This window comes from Micropruina sp., assembly GCF_047606365.1.
Taxonomy (GTDB): domain Bacteria; phylum Actinomycetota; class Actinomycetes; order Propionibacteriales; family Propionibacteriaceae; genus Micropruina.
Window position 1 is genome coordinate 1 of the sequence record NZ_JASGEN010000156.1, and the last position, 23,380, is coordinate 23,380.

Genomic DNA, 23,380 nt, shown 5'->3' on the forward strand with positions numbered 1-23,380 from the left:
ACACCCGAATCGCGTAGTTCTAGGGCGGTGCGGTGCATCTGCTGGGCGAGTGCTTCGATCTGTGCCTTGATCAGTGCCGCGTCAGCGGTGGGGAGGGAGCCTTTGATGCTGGTGGAACCATGCCCGTCATCGGCAAAGTTCAGATGTCGAGCCTGCTGTGCGTCGCGTAGTTCACGTTCTTGGCGTTTCGCTTCAGCTTCCTCAGCAACCTCGGGTGCGACAACCTCCAACAGATACCGCGACAGGCCAGCAAGTTCGTGACTGTTGAACTCCTCGCAATGACCGACCATCGTGGATTGGGCCATGGCTTCGGCTTCGACGCCCAGGTCGGTGGGGAGCTTCTTCAACACCTGGGTGACGGCTTGGGCTTGCCGGTCGCTCGCGACACCGTCGCGCAGCGCGTCCCCGATCTGGGTGAACCGGTGCAGGTCGTTGGCGTGGTGCAGCATCGCGGAGGCTTGGCCCCGGGTGTAACGCAACTCCGACGCCAGCCAACTGACGGTCGGGACACCATGTGCAGTCATCGCCGCCTCGGAACGATCGACAGTGCCGAGCACGGTGTGCACCACCCCGACCAGCCTGGACTGCACCTGCAACAGATCAGCGACCAGGTCGAGCTGTTTCCGATCCGCCAACAACGCCACCTGGCCGTAGTCGAGATCATCGAGCAGGCCAGCCACCACCGTGGCGAAATCCGCCACCGTCGTCCCCAGCTCTACCTCGATGCTCATACCGTTGACCCTAAACGTCGCCACTGACAGAAATCGTTCACCGATCGGTTAGGGATAAATCCCGTAGCCACACCGGTGATCCGATTCATGAAGACCACGGTAGAGGCTGGGTCTGACACTTTTCGTCAGCAGCTGCCGCCACAGACATGGATTCTGAAACTGACAACACCAGGGTCGTTTCTGACAACACTGTGACAACACCTTTACGTCCAGACCGGCCTGCGGAAACCCCCACCGAGGAGGTCTCGACAAGCTCGACCAACGGAGGCATCGAGTCATCGGATGGTCAGATCGTCCAGAATTCGGGTGCACCGATGTCGAGATCGCTACCCGATTTCGGGAAAACTTCCGGATTTCGGGTTGCAGCACGAAATCGGCACATGTTTCCCGCCACCGGTCACCGATGTCGAGATCGCTGCCGCGCCTCCGGTGGCCCATAGGTCGGTCACCCTGTCACCCACCGTGTGGAGATCCCCGCATCCGGGTTCACAGAGGCATTCGCCCGGGTGGCACAGGCATCCGCCGGGAGCACGAAGGCATCCGTCGGGATGATGGGCAGCCGCGTCCGCGGGAGCACGGGGCGATCGCCGGGTGGCAGAGGCATCCGCCGGGACCACCGAGGCATCCATCGGGAGGATGGGCAGCCGCGTCCGCGGGAGCACGGGGCGATCGCCGGGTGGCAGAGGCGTCCGCCGGGACCACGAAGGCATCCGCCGGGATGATGGGGCAGCCGGGTGCAGCCCGCGTCCGCGGGGATCACGAATGCGGGCGGATGACAGAGGCGTCCGTCCGCTTCCAACCGGCAACAGCTAATCCAGCGCACGGGTCCCGTGGCACGAAAAGAACCGTCCCCACGTCCCACGAGGGCCGAGCGCTCGCTGCCAACCCGCAGCAGCTGACCCAGCACACAGGTCCCGTGGCACGAAAAGAACCGTCCCCGCGTTCCACGAATGTGACGACATGTCCGCTCAGATGGAGTCCATCAGTGGCCTCAGCCATCAGCGGCCGGCGAGCGGCGGCCGGTCGGGTGCCTCAACAAGACCGGCGAACGAGTCATACCAGGATCGTTTGGCGACGGGGACGAACGCAGGGGGTGCTGTCGTCGGGCAGTGGGCGACGACGGTGGTTGGGGCATTGGCTATGGGGCGGGATCGTCTTCCGGCGACGCGTCGACGACGTGGACGTGGCTCTCGCCACCTTCGGCGCTGGGGTCGGACGGCGGCTCGACCATCGACTGCTCACTCACGATGGACACCGTGTTCGGGCTACCGCTGACCTCCTGCGGGTAGCCCGCGGCCGACAGGCCATCCGAGTAGGCACGCAGCAGGCCCCGGATCTTGCCCAGGATGGCGCCGCTCATAGCGTGCAGTGTGCCCCCACTCACCTCCAGAACCGAACCCCAGCCGTCCCTGTGAGTGAGGCCTGCCACAATGACGCGGGTGTTGAAGACGTCCGATCGACCGCTGCCGCCGCAATGGCTGCTGTTGACCATCCTCGCCGGGCTGGGCATGGTCGGACCGTTCTCGATCGACACCATGTTCCCCGCGTTCGCGCAGATGGCGATCGACCTGGACACCTCGCCGCTGGCGCTGCAGCAGCTGATCAGCGTCTACCTGCTGTCGTTCGCGGTGATGAGCCTGTTCCACGGTCCGCTGTCGGACGCGCTGGGCCGCAAGCCGGTGATCATGGTCGGCAGCGCGCTGTTCGTGCTCTCGTCCTTGGCCTGTGCGCTCGCGCCGAGCCTGGGCTGGCTACTGGTCGGACGCGCCCTGCAAGGCCTGAGCGCAGGCGCCGGGCAGATCATCAGCCGAGCGATGGTCCGCGACGTCTTCACCGGGGAGCGGGCGCAGAAGGTGATGTCTCAGATCGCGATGATCTTCGGCCTCGCGCCCGCATTGGCACCGATCGTCGGCGGCTGGCTGCTGAGCCACGGCAACTGGCGGGGCATCTTCTGGTTCCTCACCGGGGTCGGGGTGGTGCTGCTCCTCCTGGTCGGCCTGCTCCTGCCCGAGACCCACCCCACGGCCGAACGGACGCCGCTGCGCGTTGGCCCGCTGTTCCGCTCGTTGTGGAGCGTCTGGACCAACCCGGGCGGACGCCGGCTGGCGCTGACCGCGATGATCAACTTCGCCGGCATGTTCGTCTACATCTCGGCCGCCCCGATGATCGTGGTGAACCTGCTCGGCAAGGGCGAACAGGACTTCTGGATGCTCTTCGTGCCACTGATCTCGGGCATGGTGATCGGCTCCTGGTTCTCCGGACGCCTCGCCGGCCAGATCAGCGGACGCCGGCTGGCGACCATCGGCTACTGGATCAGCCTGGTCGCCGGCGCCGCCAACCTGGCCCTGATGCTGATTCCCGCAGCGCAGACGCTGCCCTGGGCGGTGTTGCTGCTGCCGGTGTACACGTTCGGTGTCGCGATGGCGTTCCCGATCCTGACCCTGGCGATGCTGGACCTGTTCCCCACCAACCGCGGCGCGGCGTCCTCGGTGCAGAGCTTCGTCTCGCTGGTGGCCAACGCGCTGATCGCCGGCGCGCTGGCCCCGGCGGTGGCGTTCTCGCTGCCGATGCTGGCCGGCACCACGCTGGCGCTGACCGCGATCGGCTACCTGATGTGGCGACGCCATCTGAAGGTCACCGCGTGCGACCCGCCGGCACCGCCCGATCCGCAGACCTACGAGCCGCTCGACGAGATGTGAGCCTTCAGCCCCGAACCTCCACCTCCCAGGAGTCCGCCGGCGCATAGGCGGGGGCGCCGGAGTACCAGACCCGGGCAATGCCCGGGATCGGCTGCGGACGCAGCTGGGCGTTGCCGAAGCCGTCCAGGTCGGCGGTGAGGGTTTCGGTCGTGCCGTCCTCGTACTCGACGAGTGCCACCACCGATCCTTCGGACGGCGACGGTGCGCCCGGCGGGCCGTCCACCCGGAGTTGCAGTACGCCTGGCCCGAACTCGACCAGCCGCAGCTGCGATTCGACCTTCGTGGAGACGCCCAAGGTGACCCCGGAACCGGTCTTGGCGGTGCAGCCTGCGCCGGGCAACCAGGAGCGCAGCCAGGTGCGTCCGTCCGGCCATCGCGCCTCGATCGCGTCCCAGATCGAGGTGGCTTTCGACTCCACCTCGACCCGGACGCTGCGGGTCTCGCCGGGCTGCAGGTGCAGCCAGCGATGGTCGACATAGCTGCGGTACCGGGTCGAATCCTGCACCAGTTCGATCCAGGCATCGGCCGGATACGGGAAGGGATTGTGCACGTCGACCACGGACAGCTCGCGGGTGGCGGGTGACTTCGGCTGCGAGATCAGGTCGAAGTAGTTCGACTGGGCCAGGTTGTTGTCGACGTCCGGTTCATCGACCCCGCCGGGAATCCTCACGTAGCGGTCGATCCGGGCCTGGACGCAGTGGTGCCGTTGGTCGGTCGGAATCCACTGCACCTCGAACTCGACCCGCGCACCGGCGTCGACATCATGGGTGACCGCCGGCGTGCCGGTCGGCCCGGGAAGGTCCGTCCATCGTGTCGATTCGGCGTCATCGGTGCTCATCGGCAGCGCTTTGAATCGGACGCTGACCGTGGGTGCGTTCAACCCGCCCTCGTTGTGCACGAACGCCACCACCCGGTTGACGATGCCCACCACCGGCTTGTTCAGGAACTTCTTGTCGGCGTCGCTGAGCGCATTCCGCACCTCGATGTCGGGACTCTTGTAGTCGCCCTTCTCGCCGTTGTTGTTGAGCAGCACCGGGTCGGGCCGGTTGCCCTTGCCCACATCCACCCGCACCCGCGCACCGCCTGCGGCGATCGAGATCACCTCGAGCCGGAACTGCTGGAATTGGTTCGGGCTGAGCTCTTCGAGGCTCTCGTAGTCCTGGCTGGCGGTCAGCGCCGCTCCCTCTCCGTCGCCGTCGTCGATCAGCATGATGATCGGCTTGCGCTTGTCGGCGACCACCGGAGGATTGCGGTACTTGATCGCGTCGTAGCCGATCACCTGACCGGTGCCGAACGTCGGCACATGAAGGTCGCCGAGGAGCCCCGGCACCGGCTGCCGCAGTTCGAAGAACCACGACAGGCCGGGCGCGATCCGCAGTTCGATCGCCGACATGCGTCCGGCCGGGGGCAATCCGGACGAGACCGGCACCAGGTCGACGATCTGATTCGACTCCGGCACGCCCAGGGTGAAGGTGCGCACCTGGCCCGGATCCAGGAAGCCGAGCAGCAGTTTGTGCCTCGCCGCCAGGTGCGGAAGGTTGTCCTCGTGTGCCATCAGCTCGCGCTGACCGAGCTCGCGGGTCCGCATGGCGTCGGTGAAGTTCGGGTCGGTGGCCGGCATGTACTGGTCGTCGAGCCCGAAGGTGTGCCCCAACTCGTGGGCGCTCACCGCCACATCGGTGAAGTTCACGGTGGTGGTCTGGTCATGCGGCATGCAGACCCGGGCCACCTTGTGATCGACGTCCTTGCCGCCGGACTTCACCTTGATGGTCACCTGCCGGCTCTTGGCGAACGGCCAGGTGAAGTTGGTGGAGCTGGCCGAGCGGACGATCACGAAGATCGCGTCGACGTCGGTCCAGGTCAGGCCGGGGGTGCCCTGCAATGCGGTGGCGATGCGCTGCAGCATGTCGTCCTTGATCTCCCACAGCGTGCCGTTCATCTGATGCCAGTCGGCCCATTTGCCACCCAGGTGCACCGGGCCCAGCACACCGCCGGTGACCAGAGTGAGGCCGAGCCGCCCACCGGACATTTCGCGATAGAACGCGTCGACGCCGCTCGCACCGGTGAACACGGTGCGCCAGGACGCCTGCGCGGTGGCGACCGTCGGCGCCGGCTCGGTCGGGGTGACCGTCGTGGGCCACTTGGCGTCGTCGGTGTCGACCAGCACCGCCACCACCCGCCAGTTGGTCAGCTTGTTGCCGGCGGCGTCCCGGGGGACCAGCGAGCCCGCATCGGCGACACCCGGCACCGCGCTGAGCAGTGTCATCGGAAGCGGTGGTTCGGTCGGGTTGTCGATCCACTGCGGCGGTCCGTCCAGCGGCGGCACCGGCGCGAAGTCGACCACGACGTCGGCGACACCCAGCTCGGCCCCACCACCGGTTTCGCGGGCGACGAGCCGCGTGCTGCCGGTTTCGGAACCTGCCAGCAGCCGAATCGTCGGACGCGTCGGGTCGAGGTCGGCGGCCGGGTGCGGGCTGAGGGTGACCAGCCCGGGCGGATCGACCACGATGTCCAGATCGGCGCGGGTGTAGCCGGTGACGCCGGTGTCGATCGTGGCGTCGACCCATGCACCCGGCCACAACGGCTGATCGGGAATCACCAGCCGGACGCCGGGTTCGAGGCCTGCCGCAGCGTCGAGGCTGAGCAACCGGTTCTGACCTGTCACCACCAGCCGGTCGCGGCAGATGATCGCCTGGGACGGCTGGGTGATGCCCCTGCCGACCAGTCGCTGCACGCTCGGCGCCGGCGCGGTGAGGTCGACCAGACCGACCCGATGAGCCGGTGCACGTTCGGTGACCAGCAACTGGGTGCGAGCATCATCGGCCCAGGCCAGCAGGAAGGGCCCGACCAGCCCGGTGAGCACAGTGGTGCGGGTGCCGTCCGGATCAATCCGGGTGAGCGCACCCGTTCCCTGCTCGGTGAGATACGCCTCCCCCGCTGCGCCGACGGCCAGCCCCACCGGAGCGGCCAGTCCGCCGGCGACGGTGTCCACGACACCCGTGGCCAGATCGACGGTGAGCAGGCGTCCGGTCCGGTCGCTGAGTTGCGCGGACGCGCCGTCCTCCGACCAGACCACGCCGTGCGGTGCGCCAAGCCCGGTGGCGACCTCGACTGCGCCGGCACGTCCGGGGTTGAGCAGGTTCTGCCGCAGCAGGACACCACCTTGTTCGACGATCAGCGCTTCGTCACCGCGGACCGCGATGCCCTCGGGATGGTGGTAGCCGTCACCCCAGGGTTCCAGGCCTCCGTTCTCGATCCCGAAGGCGTGCAGCCGTCCGCCCGACCAGTCGGTGGCGAGTACCGTCCGCCCATTCCATACCGCGGCGCCGATCACCGTTCCGGCCGTGCCGTCCGCCCACACCTGTGGTTCCGCCATGATGCCCTCCCTGGTCGGGGCCGACGCTAGGCGCCGAACCCCGACCGACGGCAGAGCGCAGAATTGCCACCGGGGGTGGTGGTATCAGGGCAGCTGCTCAGGCCCTCCGCTCACGTGTTGGCCAGGATCGACGCAGTGTCCGAGATGGTCAGTTGGGGCGGATAGAGACCCATCACATGCAGGGCAGCCTCGTTGTTCTCGGCGGTCGAACCGGCGCAGGCGTCGGCGGCGATGATCACGTATGCCCCGGCGTCCGCGGCGGTGAGTGCGGTGGAGAGCACGCAGCAGTCGGTCGAGACACCGGTCAGCACGACCCGCGCGCCGCGTCCGACGATGGCCTCCATGTCGGGGCCCCACTTGCCGAACGTCGGCCGGTCGAGGGTCGGACGCGTGGTCAGGTCCTGAACGGCGGGCACCAGATCGAAGATCGGATCGGACGGCGGCCGATCGGCGAACGGCCAGTCGGAGAAGTACTCGCCCCAGGACGTGTCACGGTCGGCGGTCGGCAGCCACCGGGTGATCAGCACCCGATCGCCGAAGGCCGGAGCAAGGCGCCGGATATTCGCGACGGCGTCGTCGAAGAACGGCGATGCCCAATCGGAATCCGGGGCGGCGAAAATGTTCTGCGGGTCGATCACGACCAACCAGTGATCGAGTGCGCGGAATCCTGACGAGGGGGTGGTCATAAGGTCTCCTGTGGTTACGCACATCGCTGTGCGGATGGGGGTGAATGACATTGAATCACCTCAAGCGAGGCCCTCGGGTGGAAATCTGCATCCATTCCGAACCGATGAACTGCGAGTTCACAGGCCGAGCAGAGTCGGTGCCGTCAGGCTTGGGGAAGCGCCGATCCTCGTCGGTCGATCTTGTCGAGACCCCTATGGCAACGGTTTCGACAAGCTCAGCCAGCGAGAAGCAGAATTGATCGAGACTTCCTTGGGGATGCACTGATCAAAGCCCTTCTATCGTCATCCCGGACTTGCTCCGGGATCTGCCCCAGCCTGAGATCCCGGGTCGGAGCCCGGGATGACGTGAATGATCAACGGAGCACGACCAGATCCTGTGTGGCGCGCGTCATCGCCACATAGCGATCCACGGCACCGGTGATGCCGGGTTCGAATGCGTCGGAATCCACCAGCAGCACCAGGTCGAATTCCAGGCCCTTGGCACCTTCGGCAGTCAACGAACGCACCCGGTCCGTTCCTGAATACGAGGGGTCACCGATGACGCAGGCGATGCCGTCCGGGTGTGCGGAAAGCCAGTCAGCGAGAATCTCCTCCCGCTCAGCAAGCGAAGCGTGCCGCACCGGACGCCCGGTGCTGCGAATGGAGGTCGGCACCGTGACATCGGGCAATGCGGCCAGAATCACCGGTTCGGCCTCGGCCATCACCTCTTCGGGCGTCCGGTAGTTCACGGTCAGCGTCGACACCCGGACGTCGGCGAAGCCGACCCGCTCGAGCCGGTCGGCCCACGATTCGGTGAACCCGTGCCGGGCCTGCGCCCTGTCCCCCACCACGGTGAAGCTGCGGGACGGGCAGCGGCGCAGCAGCAGTTGCCATTCAGCGTCGGTCAGTTCCTGTGCCTCGTCGACGATGACATGCGCGAACGGCCCGGCCAGCGGATCGGCCTCGGCCGACGACAACGCATCGTCGTGTACCAGCGAATCCCGGATGCTCGCCCGGTTGAGCAGTTTCAAACCCGACTCGGGGTCGTCGTCGGCGGCCAGGATGTCCTCGACGACGTCGTTCATGTAGGAACGATCCGCCGCCTCTTCGACGCGCCGGCGGCGGTTGCGTTCCGGCGCCTCGGGATCGCCCAGCCGTTGCCGCATGGCATCCAGCAGCGGCAGGTCGGCCACGGTCCACGGCGAGCCCTCGGGACGCTTCAGCACCCGCACCTCGTCCGGGCTCAACCAGGGCGCACAGCGCCGCAGATAGGCCGGCACCGCCCACAGATCGGCGACCAGGTCGGTCGGTTCCAGCACCGGCCAAGCCCGCCGGAACTCCCGGCGCAGAACCCCATTGCCCTCCAGCGCACGACGGACGTCGTCGGTGGTCACCTCGTCCTCGGTCACCGCCGCGTCGAAGGCGTCGAGCAGAATCTCCAGCAACGCCTCCCAGACCTGCTCCTGCGCCTCGTTGTGCGGCGTCCCGGCATCGACCGACTCGAAGGCCTCCGCCCAGTCGGCGGCCCGGATGCGCAGATCGGCCCACGGCGTCTCGACCACCAGCGTCTTCGTCGGCGGCTCCTCATAGAGCGCGACCGCGGGCTCGACGGCTTCGGCCATCCGCGCCGACGACTTGAGCCGAGCCACGTCGACGTCAGCCTCGTCCACCGCGGCGGCGCCCTCAGGCATGAGGTCGCGCAATGTGCAGGTCTGGACGCCCTCCTCGCCCAGCCCGGGCAGGATGTCGGCGACATAGGCCAGGTACGCCTGATGCGGACCGATGAACAGCAGGCCGCCGCGGGCACCGCCCAGCCGCGGGTCGGCATAGGCCAGGTAGGCGGCACGATGCAGCGCGACCACCGTCTTGCCGGTGCCGGGTCCGCCGTCGACCACCAGCGCACCGGACGAGCCGGCCCGGATCACGGCGTCCTGGTCGGCCTGCAGGGTGCCGAGCACGTCGCGCATCCGCGCCGTCCGCGATTCGCCGAGGCTGGCCAGGAAGGCCGACTGGTCGTCGAGTGCGGCACTCGGGACGGCGGCATCGGCGACGAAGGATTCGTCCCAGTAGTCGATGACACGACCGTCCATCCAGCGGTAGCGGCGGCGTCCGGCCAGCCCCAGCGGATGAGCCCGGGTGGCGGCGAAGAACGGTTCCGCGGCCGGAGTGCGCCAATCGACCAGCAGTTGCCGTCCGGTGCGATCGGTCAGGCCGACCCGTCCGATGTAGACCGGGTCGCTGCCGTCGGTGAAGGTCATCCGGCCCAGGCATGCCTCCCAGGCGAAGCGGCGCAACAGCCGCAGTCGGGCGCTCAGCCGGTGGATCTCCAGGTCGCGGTCGAGCGCCTGACGGCCACGACGTCCGGGCGCCAGCCGGAGTTCGTCGAGCCGGGCGGAGACCTCGGCGACCTGCTCGGCGATGCAATCAGCGATGCTGGCCAGATGCCGTTCGTCGGCGTCGATCAGGCGTGGATCGGCCTTGGCGGCGAGGCGTTCGGGAAGCTGAAAAGCAGTGGTAACCGGGGACATGACGGACGATTCTTCCCCCGGGTGGGGGTCTTGCGGCAAGCCCCCCGATGGGTTATAGCTTGGAATTGCAGGGAGAGCGGAAACCGGCGGGTGTAGCGTCCGCGGCTATGGCACCTGCCTATACCCACGGGCACGCCGAGAGCGTGCTGCGTTCCCACCGCACCCGCACCGCCGCGAATTCGGCGGCCTATCTGCTGGGCGCACTCAAGCCCGGGCAGTCCCTGCTCGACATCGGCAGCGGGCCGGGCACCATCACCGCCGACCTGGCCCGGCTGGTCGCGCCCGGACGCGTCGTCGCACTGGAAACCTCCGAAGACGTCCTGGCGCTCACCCGCGCCGGCGTGACAGAAACCGGCGCCGACAACGTCGATTACCTGGTCGGCGACGTGCACGCCCTCGACCTCCCGGACGACTCCTTCGACGTGGTGCACGCCCACCAGGTGCTGCAGCACCTGCCCGACCCCGTCCAGGCGCTGCGCGAGATGGTGCGGGTGTGCCGTCCGGGCGGTGTGGTCGCGGTCCGGGACGGGGACTACGGCGCCTTCACCTGGTTCCCGGCGAACCCGGGCCTGGATCGCTGGCTCGAGCTGTACAGCGCCGCCGCGCGGGCCAACGGCGGCGAGCCGGACGCCGGGCGCCGCCTGCTCAGCTGGGCGCACGCCGCCGGCTGCCACGACGTGACCGTCACGTCGAGCACCTGGTGTTACGCCGACCCGGAATCCCGGGCGGCCTGGGGTGAGGGCTGGGCCGACCGGATTCTGCACTCGGCGATCGCGACGCAACTGGTGGCGTCCGGCCTGGCCGACGCCGACGAGTTGGCGACCGTCGCGCAAGCCTGGCGGGATTGGGTCGCCGAGGACGACGGTTGGATCAGCGTGCTGCACGGGGAACTGTTGATCCACGTCTGAGCCGTGGGAAGGTTGGCCCATGCAGGGGATTCGTCTGACCACGATCACGCTGGGCGCGCCCGACCCGGTGTCGTTGGCGCGCTTCTATGCGCGCCTGCTGGGCTGGACGCTGGGACCCACCGACGACCCGACCTGGATCGGTGTGCGGAACCCGGACGGCGGCATCGGAATCGCCTGCCAGCTGGAGAAGAACCACGTCCGGCCGACCTGGCCGGGCGCTCCCGGCGACCAGCAGATGCAGGTACATCTGGAGATCCAGGTCGACGACCTACAGGCCGGCCTGCAGCACGCCCGGCAATGCGGCGCCCGGATGGCCCGCTACCAGCCGCAGGCGAACGTCCGGGTCTGCCTCGACCCTGCCGGACACCCGTTCTGTCTCTGGGTGGAAGGCTGACGTCTCCACTCGACCCGCTTAGTCAAACCTTAAGAACACTCCGGCTTCGGGCTTAACCCGCGCCCGGAACGATCGCCGTCATGACGATCGGAGTTCGGGACATCCGGCGGGTGCGGCAGGTGCGGACGCTGGCCTGCCTGACGCTGCTGGCCGTGGTGGCGCTGCTGATGGCCTGGCTGGCGGGGCTGTGGGCGCCGACCGGCGAAGCGAAAGGTCCGGGCAGCCGGAACCGGGACACCGACCATCCGACGGTATTGCTGGTCAACGCCGACCATCCGCTGCCCGATGACTTCCGGACGCCGAAACTGGTCACACTGGCCGGCACGGTTCCGGCGTCCGGTTCTCGGGTGAAGGTTGCGGCCGAGGTCGTCGAGCCGCTGCGGTCACTCTTCGCCGCAGCCCGGAAAGCGGGGCTGACCAGGCTGTATGTGGCCAGCGGCTATCGCACCGCCGCCGAGCAGCGAGCCTTGTGGAAGCAGGCAGAGGACAAGTCGTACGTGCAACGCCCCAGGCATAGCGAACATCAGACCGGTTGGGCGGTGGATCTGGCCGACCTGCGGGTGGGCGACGGCGAGTTCGGCGACAGCCGGGCCGGTCGCTGGCTGGCCGGCAACGCCTGGCGATACGGGTTCATCCTGCGTTACCCGCCCGGCAAGAAGGAGCTGACCGGGATCGCCTACGAGCCGTGGCACTACCGCTATGTCGGCCGTCCGGTGGCCCGGACGTGCCACGATCAGGGTCTGGTGCTGGAGGAGTACGTGAGGCGGGCATGAACGACGACACCCGGACGACCGGGCACACCATCCTGGTCTGCGACGACGACGCCGACATCGTCCGTGCGCTGCGGATCTACCTGACCGGTGAAGGCTACGAGGTGCTGGAAGCGTCCGACGGCGCCGAAGCGGTGGCAACAGTGCGCTCCGACACCGTTCACCTGGTGCTGCTCGACGTGATGATGCCCGGCCTGGACGGCATCGGCGCCGCCGACCGGATCCGGCAGGAATCCAACGTGCCGATCATCTTCCTGTCCGCCAAGGGTGAGGAGTCCGACCGCATCCTCGGCCTGCACGCCGGCGCCGACGACTACATCGTGAAGCCGTTCTCGCCGGCCGAACTGTCCGCCCGGATCCGCTCCGCGTTGCGCCGGTACACGCGTCTCGGCGGGTTGCCGTCCGATGATCCCGGACGGGTCTGGCGCACCGGTGCGTTGGAGTTGGACGACGACCGCAAGGCCGTCCAGGTGAACGGTGCCCCGGTGACGCTGACCGCGTTGGAGTTCGGCATTCTGCGGCATCTGATCGCGAACCAGGACCGGGTGTTCTCCTCCGCCCAGATCTACGAGGCGGTGTGGCGCGAACCGGCCTACGACCCCGGCCGGACGGTGGCGGTGCACGTCCGGCACATCCGCGAGAAGATCGAGGCCGACCCCAGCCGTCCGCGCTATCTGCGCGTCGTACACGGTCTCGGCTACAAGGTGGTGGCGCTGCCATGAAGCGGGTGATCGGGTCGTCGTGGTTCGCCGCAGTCGCGTTCACGGTGACGTCGCTGGGACTGATCGCGATGCTGTACCAGCGGGTCGAACCGTTCCGCTACTACGGGGGCCGGTTCGGTGTCGCGCCGTTCCTTCCGGACCCCCGGGTCACGACGGTGCTGCTGCTCGTGGCAGCGACGCTGGCCACCCTGTCCTGCCTGCTCGGCGCGCACCGGATGGCGCAGCAGCGAATCCACCGGCTGGACTGGTTCTTCGTGGTGATCGGCGAGGTGGCCGTGTGGTCGCTGGTCGCCGGCTTCTTCGAGAAGGGTCGCGGTCTGTGGAACTGGCACGTGATCTGCCTGGCCGTGCTGGCGGCGTCCGGCTGCTACTTGTGGGCGACCATCCTGGTGCGGCTCCGGGCCGGCAGCCTGTCGGACACCATCTTCTGGCCCAAGGTCTTCCGTACCCTGCCGCTCAACCAGTTCGCCGGCATCTTCGTGCTGGCCGTGGTGGCGATCGCGACCTTCGTGCTGGCCACCGGCGCCCAATCCGCCGTCCAAGCCGCTGTTCGCTCCGGCCCCTACCGGGACTTGTCGCTGGTGTGGTGGCTGATCGGGGAATGGGGCACCAAGGTCGGCCTGGCCGGCCTCACCCTGGTCGCGGTGGCGGTGCTCTGCCGCAGCATCCTGTCGATCACGGCGGCCAAGGAGGCGGCGGTGGAGGCCCGGCTGCGCGAGGAACGGTTCCGCGCCGAGCTGATCACCAACCTCACCCACGACCTGCGCACGCCGCTGACCTCGATCGTCAGCTACGTCGACCTGATCGCCAAGCTCGAACTGCCCGAACCGCGGCTGACCGAATACACCGGGGTGCTGACCCGCAAGGCCGACCGGCTCAAGGGACTGATCGGCGATCTGCTGGACGCCTCACGCGCCAGCGCCGGCAACCTGCCGGTGCGGCTGCAACCGATCGGCATCTCCGAGATCGTCAGCCAGGTGGCCGGCGACTTCGACGACGCCCTGAACGCCCGGCGGCTGACCTGGGTCGGCCCGCCGCCGGCAACCGATGTCGTGCTGGCCGACGGCGAGCACCTGTACCGGGTGCTGGAGAACCTGATCGGCAACGCCGCCAAGTACGCCGCCCCCGGCAGCTGTGTGCATGCCGACCTGGATCGGGCACCGCACGGGCTCCGGCTGCGGATCAGCAACCGGACCAGCGAGCCGCTGTTGGTGCGGCCCGCCGAGCTGACCGCGCAGTTCGTCCGCGGCGACACCTCCCGGCACGGTGACGGCAGCGCGCTCGGCCTGTTCATCGCCGACCGGCTCACCGCCCTGATGGCGGGACGGCTCACCGTCACCGTCGATCAGGACCGGTTCACCGCCGCCGTCGAACTGCCGCTCGTCCCCGCTTCGCTCACGCGGTGACGTCGGCGACCGGAGCTCCGGTCAGCCGGACCAGGTCGTCGGGGGTGAGCTGGAAGACCGCGTGCGGATGACCGGCGGCGGCCCAGATCACGTCAAACCGGAACAGCTCGGTGTCGATCAGTTCGACGCTCGGCTTGGCGTGCGCCACCGGCGACACTCCCCCGATCGAGAAACCGGTGGAGTCCTTCACGAAGCGGGCATCCGCGCGGGTCAGTTCGCCGACCTTCATCGCCACCTTGGTCTCGTCGACCCGGCGGTCGCCCGAGGTCATCACCAGCACCGCGGCGTCGTCGGAGCGCCGCCGGAAGATGATGCTCTTCACGATCTGGCCGAGTTGGACGCCGAGCGCGTCCGCGGCGTCCTGGGCGGTGCGCGCCGAGTCGGCCAGCATCCGCGGGGCATGGGGGTGGCCGAGTTCGGTGAGCCGTTGGGAGACGCGCTGGGCGCCGGCGGGCAGGGTCGCATCGGATTGGGCGGAAGTCATAGGGTCCATCCTGCCGTGCCCGCGAGAGTATTAACTCAGGCGGCCACGGCCTCCTCACCGTGTCCGTCCTGACGGCTGGAGGAGTCATGCCCGTTCCACGCAACGACGCCGCGATCGACGTCCTGTCCACCGTGCTCACCCAGGGACACCACGACCGTCCCGCAGAACTGGTCGACTACCTCGGCTACGAGATCCGCGAACCGGACGGCTGGCTGTGGCACGCGCAGCAGCCACAGCCACCGCTGCAGCAGGCGGACGCCTACGACCTCGCCGACGCCGTCCCCGGGGCGCGGTTGCACGAATCGCCCGGCCTGATGCTCGACACCAGCGGCGGCACGGCTCCGTTCACCGCCGAGCAGCAGGAGTACTGCCGGCGCAGCCTCGACGTCACCATGAAGGGCGGCACCACCAGCGGCGTGATCTACCCGCTGGCACTGTGTGAACTGGCCCGGCACTTCCGCTTCCGCAACTTGGGCGGCGCCTCCGCCGGGGCGATCGCCGCCTCACTGGCCGCGGCAGCCGAACTGGGCCGGACGCGGCGCGCCACCGGCGCCGTCCGTGACGACACCAGGAACGCCGAGCAGATCGCCCAGGGCCGGCTGCGGCAGGGCTTCGCCGGGCTCTCCGACGTGCTGGCCTGGCTCACCCAGCGGGACCGCCCGAACGGACCCCAGGAGTTCCGGCTGGTCCAGTTGTTCAAACCCACCCTCGCCGGCCTGCCGCTGTTCCGGGTGCTGGCGGCAGCGATGCGCGGCCAGTTCGTCCGCGGTGCCCTGCTGTTGCTGGTCAGCCTGGACGTGAAGGCGCTGGCCCTCACCCTGGTGCCGTTCGTGCTGGCGCCGCTGGCCCTGTCGGCAGCTGCGCCCTGGCAGTGGGGCGGCGGCTGGCTGAGCGTCGGCAATTACTGGTGGTCGGTGCTGCTGCTCTGGCTCGCATTCGGTTGGGCGATTCCGCTGGTGGCGCTGTGGTTCACCCGGCCGCAGCGGACGCCGTCCCAGCCGCCCAGCGGCTTCGAGGAACCCGTTCCGGTGCAGCTGCCGCCGGCCGAGCGGCGTCCCTGGCTGCGGATGATGAGCCTGGTCGTCGTCTGCGCGCTGGCCTGGGTGCTGGCCGCGCACTACGCGCTGGGCTGGGTGGGCCTGCTGATCTCCTTGATCTTCCTGGTCGCCGAGATGGCCTTCGTGCTGATCGGCTTCGGCATCGGCCTGGTCTGGTTCTCCAGCACCGCCAAGGACCACCGGTTCGGACTGATCGGCGGCTCCGGGCAGGCCACGGACGCGGGCACCTGGCGCGGCCGGCTGGCTCGGCTGGTGGACAGCGCCGCCGGCGTCCTGCCCGACACCACCGTCGAAGCGAACCTGACCGATTGGCTGACCGGGGCGATGGCCGACCTGGCCGGTTTCGACGCCGACGAGGTGCTGCGGTTCGGCCACCTGTGGACCGGCGGCGACTACACCCCCGGCGACCCGGACGGCAGCGGACGCCGCGCCGCCACGACCGCCCGGCTGCGGTCGATCAACCTCGAGCTGATGAGCACCGAGCTGATCCGGCACGCCCCGTACCGGTTCCCGCTGCCGCCCGTGGAAGCCTCCGGCGAGCAGCTCTGGTTCAATCCGGACGACCTGGCCGGCCTGATCCCCGCCCGGGTGATCGCGGCGATGACCGACGGTGCCGCCCCGCTGCAGGTGCGTGCCCTAGCCACCGGTGCCGAGATCAGCCTCTACCCGTTCCCACAACCCTGGGATCTGCCGGTGGTGTTCGCCACCCGCGCCTCGCTCGCCCTGCCGGGCCTGTTCCAGGCCGTCCGGCTCTACGAGCTGCGCGAAGGCTCCACACCGGTGCGCACCGAGTTCGGTGCCCGGCTCGGCCGGGGCGCCACCGAATTGCGCTGGCCGGGTGCGGACGGCGCCGCCCAGGTCGCTCAGGAGTTGTGGCTGACCGACGGCGGCGTCACCTCCAACTTCCCGATCCACCTGTTCGACTCACCGCTGCCGCTGTGGCCGACCGTCGGCATCGACCTGGGCAGCCATCCGGCCGGCGCCGGCCACCAGGACGTCTACCTGCTCGGCGACGCCGGCGCGGCCAAGGAACTGGGCACCCCGCTGGGCAGGGCGATGAGCAGCTTCCTGGCGGCGGTGATCGGCACCGGCCTGCAATGGCGCGACACCGCGCAACTGTGGATGCCGGCCTTCCAGGCCCGCATCGCGGTGGTCCGGCAGCGCAGCTACGAGGGCGGCAACAACCTGTTCATGACCACCGACGACATCGCCTCGCTCGCCCTGCGCGGGGTGGTCGCCGGCATGCGGTTGCGGCGCAGGTTCGCCTCTGACGCGCAATGGGAACGGCAGCAGTGGCTGCGGCTGCGGGTGGCCGCCGAGAGTCTGGCCGGCTTCTCCGACCGGCTGCGGGTGTCGCTGCGCGAGCAGGCCTACGCGCGGCTGATTCCCGCTCCCGGCGCAGGTGAGCCGTGGGACGTGCTGGACGCGATCCGCGACCAGTTGGCCGGCCACGCCGACCCAAATCCGCCGGCGGCGCCACCGGACGCCCCCGACCCCGCGGTCTACTGGTATCGACCCGAGACGTCCGCGTTCTTCGGCGAACTCGGGACGCTGCTCGAGCCGGCCAAGCACAGCGAGCCACAATCCGGAGTCTTGCGCGACGGTGCGCCACGCCCGTTCGCAGAGCTGCGTCAAGTGCCGCGCGACTAGGTGTTTCGTCCCGGGGGGTGCCGCGCGACTAGGTGTTTCGTCATCCCGGCGAACGCCGGGATCTCCGCTCGCTGGAACGCTGGGAGCTGAGATCCCGGGGCAAGCCCGGGATGACGGGGACCGCTACTGGATGCCCGCCGCCTGCACGGAACGGACGGCGTCCAGGGCGGCCTGGTCGCCGTCCGCTTCGGGTTCGGGGCCGCGTCCCCACAGCCAGCGGTCGAGTTCCTCGGAAGTGCCGGCGAATCCCGCGGTGGGCGGCAGGTCGGTGATCCGCAGCATGCCGGGCTCGTCGTAGCTCTTGCCGGACTGGCCGACACCACGCCATCGTCCGGGGCGGACCAGCACGGTGCGTTCCGCGTCACTGAGGGTCAGCGCGACCACATGATCGGAGGGCACGAACTCGAAACCCGGCTGCGTGCCCCACCAGGCGAACATCACGTCGACCGCATGCAACACGCCGTCGGCGGCCACCTCGGGGTCGATGGGGGTCGGCGTCCGGCCGGCGACGAGTTCGGCGTCGATCCGGTGCATCACCGCCTCGTGCACCTGCATCCGGCGGGTGAAGCCGACGGTCTGGTCGGTGGTGAACCACGTCCAGGCCGGCTGCTCATCTACTCGCTTGTCCAGCTGCGCCAACAGGGCATCGGTCTCGGCGTTAAGCAGTGCGACGCCGGCGGCCGGATCGTCGGGTCGCTCCGGCTTCTCTTCCTGGATCGCTTCGGCGTCCTCGTCGCTTTGCGCGCCGGAGGCCAGGATCCGTGCCCAGAACCCGTGCACCTCGGTGAGGTGCCAGAGCAGGTCGGCGGTCGTCCAGGCTGGACAACTCGGAACGGTAGCCGTCGCGTCGGCGGCGAGGATCGCCTCGGCGAAACGCTCGGTCTCGGTGCGGATCACCCGCGTGTGGTCGAACATCTTCCCGACCATACTTGCCCGGGCCTGAGAGCATTGGTCCGTGACCCAACCCCCGCCACCCCCGGCCCGCGAGCTCCCCGGCGTTGGCTCACCCTTGGCGGCCGCCACGCTGACCGCTGTTCTGGTGGTGCTGATCTGGTGGGCGTTCGTCACCCGCTACCGCGGCCAGGTGCTGGAAGCGCTGGCGATGCAGGGCTCACACATCGGTGCCTGGCGGATCGACGCGCAGGCTGACCAACTGCTGTCCACGGTGTCGGTGCCGATGGTGGCGGCGATCCTGCTCACGGTGCTGGTGATCGGAATCGTGCGCGGACGCTGGGTCGCGGGCCTGGCCGCCGCGGCCGCCGTCGGGGGTGCCAATGTCACCACCCAGATCCTCAAGTACCGCGTCTTCGACCGGGACGACCTGCTCGACCTCGGCGGCTGGAACAGCACGAACACCTTGCCGTCCGGCCACACCACCGTCGCGGCGGCGGCACTGGTCGGCCTGCTGCTGGTGGTGCCGCCCGCGCTGCGATCGCTGACCACAGTGGTGGGCACCCTGGCGGTCTGCGCCTACGGCCTGGCCACCCTGGTCAACCAGTGGCATCGGCCCTCGGACGTGTTGGCGGCGATCCTGGTCTCCTGCGCGTGGGGCTATCTGGCGGTGGCCGCGATTCGGCTGGCCGAACGCCACGGACGGCTCCGCGACGTCCGGCACTCCCCCGGCGCCGCGTCCGTGCTGCTGGTGGCCCTGGGCATCTGCGGTGTCACCCTGGCGATCGCCGCCGGCTACATCGTCTGGGACGGCAACCCGAACAACGCCGACCGGATGACCGGCCTGATCGCCTACGCCGGTGGTGTCTCTGCACTGATCGGCGTCTGCGCGGGCGGCATGGGCACCCTGCTGCGATTGCTGGACGCCACCCGCCCACTCCCGCGGGCTCGGGAACGGGTCGAACTGGGTGGGATCAGCGTGCCTCAGCCCTCGCCACCAGCCTGACGAAGGTGCGCGTCCCGATTCGGGATGCAATGTGTAGCGAAGGAAACGCTGTTCGTCGTTCGGTCAAGCCTGTCGAGACCTGGGGGCGACGTTGTCGAGATCGCTGGCTGCGGTTCAACAGGCTCACCCAACAGCGAATGACTTGATCAGCGTCAGCGGCCACCTCCCGGTGCACTCCCACCGGTCGGTGTCGTGGTGGTGTCGATCGGGACGGTGAGCGCCACCTGGTAGCCGTCGTCGACACTTCCGGTCACCGTCGCCATCTGATGGGCGGCGCCGTCCTCACCGAAGACGTTGTCGGTGGTCAGGCTGACCCCGGCGAGGTTGGCCTGGGAGCCGGAGTACCGATCGGTGGCGTAGACCACGTCGCAGACGTCTTTGGGGAACGCCAGCTGCGAGGTGCAGATCCGCTTGTCGGCGTCGGCGATGCTGGCCTCGTCCGGGTAGACCTCGAAGTGGACGTGCGGCCACCGTCCGGAGTAGCAGGCCGGGAAGATGCTGGTGAAGGTGACCTTGCCGGCCGAGTCGGCGATCTGGACGCCGCGCAGGTAGTTCTCGTTCTCCAGGCCTTGGGAGTACATCGAGTAGTTGCCGCCGGCGTCGCAGTGCCAGACGTAGACGGCGACGCCGGCGAACGCGCCACCGCCGTTGGCCATGTCGAGAATGGTCAGGGTCAGCGTCATCGGCACACCGTCGGCCTTGGTGGTGCTGGTGCCGAAGCTGCTGGTGATGTCCGAGCGGACCACGCCGCTCTGTTCGAGGATGTCCGGCCCGTTGGTGCCATCGGCCGGGTAGGGGCCGTTGGTCTCGTCCGGAATCTCGGTGAGCCCGGTGGAGCTGGACGCCGTCGCGGTTGTGGAGGCGGCGGTCGTCGAAGTGCAGGCCGCGAGGGTCAGCCCGAGCGCGCCGACGCCGGCCAGGCCGAACATCCGACGGCGGCTCAGCAGGGTGCCGATGTCGAACTGGAGTCCTTGGTCGACCAGCTCTTCATCGGGATGGGTGAGCGGACGCCCCTGGTAACTGGGTGGTCCGGTGCGATGGGTGCTCATGGCGGTTCCGATCTGGACGGGTACAAGCTGACCAGATCATCGTCGCGGGTCAGCCCGGACGCGCGCTGTGTGTCGTCTGTGGGCCTGCTGTGTGACATCCACTGGGCGTCTACGACGTCTACTCAGCCAACACGGGGGCGTGGCCTCAAGCTTCTGAACTACTCCCGTTTCACCGCTGGATTCCGGCCAGAACGCCGAGCCGCTCGTCCTCGGTGAGGAAGCCGCTCATCGGTGAGACCTCCCGCATCTCAATACCGTCGGTCGAGGTGTCGACGAGGACGCGCTGGAGGTTGCGCAGGCTTCGGCTGTCGATGATGCGCTGCCAGCGATCCAGGTTCCGCCCGTGGACAGAGCCCTGGGTGTTCGAACGCACCCGATCCAAGTTGCGCTGCATGCGATCCCACCCGGAATCGTCGATGCCGCTGACGCCGAGCTTGTGGGATATCTGGCGGTGCAGCAGCCAGCTACGTCGCTTGGTGCGTTCCATCGGAACCGGCGAGACATCGAAGCCGGCCTGCAAGCCCAGTCCGGACAGCAGCAACTCCAGCGTGGGCTCGGAGGGTTCGAGTTTGCCGGAAACATAACGGCTGATCTTGCTCGGAGGCAGGCCAGTGAGCCGGGAAAGCTCCACCTGACTGGTACCGGTGGAGTCCATCCCGCGACGCAGAACCTCGCTCCTGTTCACGATCAAGATCGTACCATTAAGTGGTAATTCTGTAGCAGGGCTCGGCCGGCTCGGCAGCGCCTACAAGCAGCCATTGCCGCACCTCAGACGAACAGCCGTCGAGCGGCACGATCTATACCATTGTCAGATCATGCAGTCAGACTCAGGAACGAAGCTCGCCACGCTACGTGCCGCCATTGACGAAGGCTGCGCCGACCTCACCGCCGGTAGATACGTCGAGATCGATGATGACCAACTCGACCACTACCTTGCCGAGCTAGGCGACGCCGGCAACTCGACCCCGCACGTTCCCACCGGTGGATCTCGATCGGAAAGATAGCCGTGCAATGATTCCCAAGTGTCGAGCCTTTCTGACGTGGTCGAGTTCTGGGACGCCGAGATCGGACGTTGGGTCAACGGCCACCAACAATTGCATTCCGATATTGAGCGCTGGCGAACGGCCTATTCCGGACGCGGAGACGGCGCGGTTGACCTCAACGCCATGCCCGAGCCCTATGTCGGACCATTCGCAACCGACCGTGCCCCTGCGCTGGTGATGCTCGGCCTCAACCCAGGTGCTGCCGAACCACGCTTCCAAGCCATCGACGGCATCTACACCGAACGCGTCCGGCAGACTTCCTATAGCGCGTGGGCAGCTACGGGCCCCTACTCGGATCAGGCGTGGGAGTCGATCAAGGGCCGCAACCAGTACCACCAGAATCGGGTTGCTTTCGCCCGTCGACTGCATCACGACCCGGCCATCCAGCCCCGGGATCTGCTCTACGTCGAGCTCTATCCGTTCCACTCAAAACGAGTCACCGGGCCGATCAAACCGCCAGCCGATCTGCTCAAGCGACGCATCCTGGACCCCATCGCGGAACTCGACACCCCATTCGTCTTCGCATTCGGCAAGCCCTGGCTTTCCGCAGCGCAGATGTTGGGTCTGGACGCGGGCACCCCTATTCCGGTCGACTGGGCAACCCCGAGCCGTGAGGCCCGCTGCTTCCCACTGACAAAGAACCAATCCCTGGTCGTCATCACTCAGCTCGGCTATGCCGGACCGCCCGGGGAAGCCGACACCCAAGCGCTGGCCGCTGCCCTACATACCTGACGCATCGCGTGGCGCACCTGCTGCCGATTCGCCGGCGAATCTCGGACACAACATCGCGCCGTTCGTCCTCGGTCAGGAAAGCCGCTCATCGGTGAGACCTTCCGCATCTCGACACTGTCGGTCGAGGTGTCAATCCATTCACCTCATAGAACAGACTGGCCCCGTGGCCAGATCTGAAATCTCGAGGAGTCCACGCTGGCTGTGGGCGGCCGGCGGCGGCTCGCGACTGTTCGGCTCGGATGGTGTCGAATACCACCGAGTAAGTGGTCTTGACCGCGTCGAGGTCGAGCGCCTTCTCACCCTCGGCGATCTGGACGCGGTGCAGGTCGACTGTGGCGGCGGCATAACCGAGTGGGTAAGTCCATCTGAGGCGCGTCGACTCTGGCTCGGCCTCGAATCACACTTGCATGACATCGACGGTTGGAAGCCGCCCCGCGACGCAAGCGGCATGCAGCGGTACGAGGCGGAACTCAGGAGATCAGCCGAGGGTCGCTACGTCCTGGTCTTCGTGAACGAATAGGGACTAGAACGTCGTCCAGCAGATTCGGAGCCCAAGCCTCTCGGCGGCAACTCAGGCTTGGTAGTGACTCCATAGTTTCCAGATTTCCTTCGCAACAGCGTCGTATCGCTCGATGGGGCCAGCTGTCTGTCCATCGAACCACTGCACGAACACTTTGTGCGTAAGAGCTCGGACGTCCTTGGCATCCGTCGTACTTGGTAGGGCGATGACGATCGTCTCCGCCTCCGCGTCGTACTCATCTGTATTCGCCTCGAAGTTGATGCCGATGGGGTCGGCCTCGAAGAGCGCCACAGAGATGGCCTCCACCAGATCACGCCTCGTCGCAGTCTGCGCCAACCGGTCCTGTTTGGCGGTACGCAGCTCGTTCTGGATGCGCTCCCACTGAGGGTCGTCCGGCGTCCGATTCCGCGACGGAATCAGTTCCTCCGACATCTCAGGATTCTTCGTCTTCGATGCGCAGAGGATTGGCCTTCCATGCCTTCGATCGCGTGTTCTTGAGGCTTACCAGTCGGGTTGAGTCATCGGGGTGCACCCGAGCCCACGAGCGCTTCTTGCGCACCATGGACTGGACCTGCTCATCGGCGTCGTGCCGGAGTGTCTCCAAAACCTCCAGTGGCACGGTCTTGTTGCATGCGACCCAAAAGCGCAGTCAGGGAAACGCTTGATCACGTCAAGCCAGGTATCGACCGACGCTTCCTCCCAAGCGGCCCGTCGATAGTCCTCGGGGTCATGCGAGCAACACAGGCGA

Annotated in this window: 20 protein-coding genes; 10 read left to right on the forward strand and 10 right to left on the reverse strand. The window is 68.0% G+C overall.

The genetic code is table 11. The features are described 5' to 3' along the window. Both QM624_RS17635 and QM624_RS17640 read right to left on the reverse strand, forming a co-directional pair. On the reverse strand, positions 1-731 hold a 731-nt coding region (locus tag QM624_RS17635; protein ID WP_415094229.1), incomplete at its 3' end, for a DUF222 domain-containing protein. Between the two features lie 1,138 nt (positions 732-1,869). Then, the gene (locus tag QM624_RS17640) at positions 1,870-2,091 is read right to left on the reverse strand and encodes a hypothetical protein (protein WP_415094231.1); all 222 of its coding nucleotides are present in this window, start codon (positions 2,089-2,091) and stop codon (positions 1,870-1,872) included. A gap of 79 nt (positions 2,092-2,170) precedes the next feature. On the opposite strand from QM624_RS17640, the gene QM624_RS17645 reads away from it, so the two are divergent. After that, positions 2,171-3,430, forward strand: coding sequence for a multidrug effflux MFS transporter (locus QM624_RS17645; RefSeq protein WP_415094233.1), 1,260 nt, complete (start codon positions 2,171-2,173; stop codon positions 3,428-3,430). Positions 3,431-3,434: 4 nt separating this feature from the next. On the opposite strand, the gene QM624_RS17650 is transcribed toward QM624_RS17645, so the two are convergent. From QM624_RS17650 to helR, 3 genes are all read right to left on the reverse strand, one after another. Further along, on the reverse strand, positions 3,435-6,806 hold the full coding sequence (locus tag QM624_RS17650; RefSeq protein ID WP_415094235.1) for a hypothetical protein: 3,372 nt from the start codon (positions 6,804-6,806) through the stop codon (positions 3,435-3,437). A 110-nt stretch (positions 6,807-6,916) separates the two neighbouring features. Continuing rightward, positions 6,917-7,492 carry a cysteine hydrolase family protein gene (locus tag QM624_RS17655; RefSeq protein WP_415094237.1) on the reverse strand — a complete coding sequence of 192 codons (576 nt, stop codon included), beginning with the start codon at positions 7,490-7,492 and terminating at the stop codon, positions 6,917-6,919. Between the two features lie 353 nt (positions 7,493-7,845). Next, complete coding sequence (helR, locus tag QM624_RS17660) at positions 7,846-9,999, reverse strand: RNA polymerase recycling motor ATPase HelR (protein WP_415094239.1); 2,154 nt, start codon at positions 9,997-9,999, stop codon at positions 7,846-7,848. A 107-nt stretch (positions 10,000-10,106) separates the two neighbouring features. On the opposite strand from helR, the gene QM624_RS17665 reads away from it, so the two are divergent. The 5 genes from QM624_RS17665 (at position 10,107) to QM624_RS17685 (ending at position 14,199) form a co-directional block, all read left to right on the forward strand. Further along, positions 10,107-10,907, forward strand: a complete 801-nt coding sequence (locus QM624_RS17665) for a methyltransferase domain-containing protein (RefSeq protein WP_415094241.1) — start codon at positions 10,107-10,109, stop codon at positions 10,905-10,907. 19 nt (positions 10,908-10,926) lie between these two features. Beyond that, on the forward strand, positions 10,927-11,301 hold the full coding sequence (locus QM624_RS17670) for a VOC family protein (protein ID WP_415094243.1): 375 nt from the start codon (positions 10,927-10,929) through the stop codon (positions 11,299-11,301). Positions 11,302-11,381: 80 nt separating this feature from the next. Continuing rightward, the gene (locus tag QM624_RS17675) at positions 11,382-12,074 is read left to right on the forward strand and encodes a M15 family metallopeptidase (RefSeq protein ID WP_415094245.1); all 693 of its coding nucleotides are present in this window, start codon (positions 11,382-11,384) and stop codon (positions 12,072-12,074) included. Next, on the forward strand, positions 12,071-12,793 hold the full coding sequence (locus QM624_RS17680; RefSeq protein ID WP_415094247.1) for a response regulator: 723 nt from the start codon (positions 12,071-12,073) through the stop codon (positions 12,791-12,793). Before QM624_RS17675 ends, QM624_RS17680 begins: the two co-directional genes overlap by 4 nt. Beyond that, complete coding sequence (locus tag QM624_RS17685) at positions 12,790-14,199, forward strand: sensor histidine kinase (protein WP_415094249.1); 1,410 nt, start codon at positions 12,790-12,792, stop codon at positions 14,197-14,199. Before QM624_RS17680 ends, QM624_RS17685 begins: the two co-directional genes overlap by 4 nt. Here QM624_RS17685 and QM624_RS17690 read toward each other — a convergent pair. Further along, positions 14,189-14,683: a YbaK/EbsC family protein gene (locus QM624_RS17690; RefSeq protein WP_415094251.1), complete on the reverse strand. Its 495-nt coding sequence runs from the start codon at positions 14,681-14,683 to the stop codon at positions 14,189-14,191. The genes QM624_RS17685 and QM624_RS17690 overlap by 11 nt on opposite strands. Before the next feature lie 86 nt (positions 14,684-14,769). On the opposite strand from QM624_RS17690, the gene QM624_RS17695 reads away from it, so the two are divergent. Further along, on the forward strand, positions 14,770-17,391 hold the full coding sequence (locus tag QM624_RS17695) for a hypothetical protein (protein WP_415094253.1): 2,622 nt from the start codon (positions 14,770-14,772) through the stop codon (positions 17,389-17,391). A gap of 123 nt (positions 17,392-17,514) precedes the next feature. Here the strand turns inward: QM624_RS17695 and QM624_RS17700 are convergent, their stop codons facing one another. Continuing rightward, the gene (locus tag QM624_RS17700) at positions 17,515-18,306 is read right to left on the reverse strand and encodes a maleylpyruvate isomerase family mycothiol-dependent enzyme (RefSeq protein WP_415094255.1); all 792 of its coding nucleotides are present in this window, start codon (positions 18,304-18,306) and stop codon (positions 17,515-17,517) included. Between the two features lie 40 nt (positions 18,307-18,346). Here QM624_RS17700 and QM624_RS17705 point away from each other — a divergent pair, with 40 nt between their 5' ends. Beyond that, positions 18,347-19,288 (forward strand): phosphatase PAP2 family protein, encoded by a 942-nt coding sequence (locus QM624_RS17705; RefSeq protein WP_415094257.1) that lies wholly within the window; start codon positions 18,347-18,349, stop codon positions 19,286-19,288. Positions 19,289-19,440: 152 nt separating this feature from the next. Here the strand turns inward: QM624_RS17705 and QM624_RS17710 are convergent, their stop codons facing one another. Beyond that, entirely contained in the window at positions 19,441-20,337 is an 897-nt protein-coding gene (locus QM624_RS17710) for an intradiol ring-cleavage dioxygenase (RefSeq protein WP_415094259.1), read from the reverse strand. 169 nt (positions 20,338-20,506) lie between these two features. Continuing rightward, entirely contained in the window at positions 20,507-21,022 is a 516-nt protein-coding gene (locus tag QM624_RS17715) for a helix-turn-helix domain-containing protein (protein WP_415094261.1), read from the reverse strand. Between the two features lie 355 nt (positions 21,023-21,377). On the opposite strand from QM624_RS17715, the gene brig1 reads away from it, so the two are divergent. After that, positions 21,378-22,112, forward strand: coding sequence for an anti-phage DNA glycosylase Brig1 (gene brig1, locus QM624_RS17720; RefSeq protein WP_415094263.1), 735 nt, complete (start codon positions 21,378-21,380; stop codon positions 22,110-22,112). 163 nt (positions 22,113-22,275) lie between these two features. After that, positions 22,276-22,632 (forward strand): hypothetical protein, encoded by a 357-nt coding sequence (locus tag QM624_RS17725; protein ID WP_298134877.1) that lies wholly within the window; start codon positions 22,276-22,278, stop codon positions 22,630-22,632. A gap of 51 nt (positions 22,633-22,683) precedes the next feature. Here QM624_RS17725 and QM624_RS17730 read toward each other — a convergent pair whose 3' ends face one another. Continuing rightward, a complete protein-coding gene (locus QM624_RS17730) occupies positions 22,684-23,064 on the reverse strand; it encodes a hypothetical protein (protein WP_415094265.1) in 381 nt (126 codons plus the stop codon). Positions 23,065-23,380 lie beyond the last annotated feature (316 nt).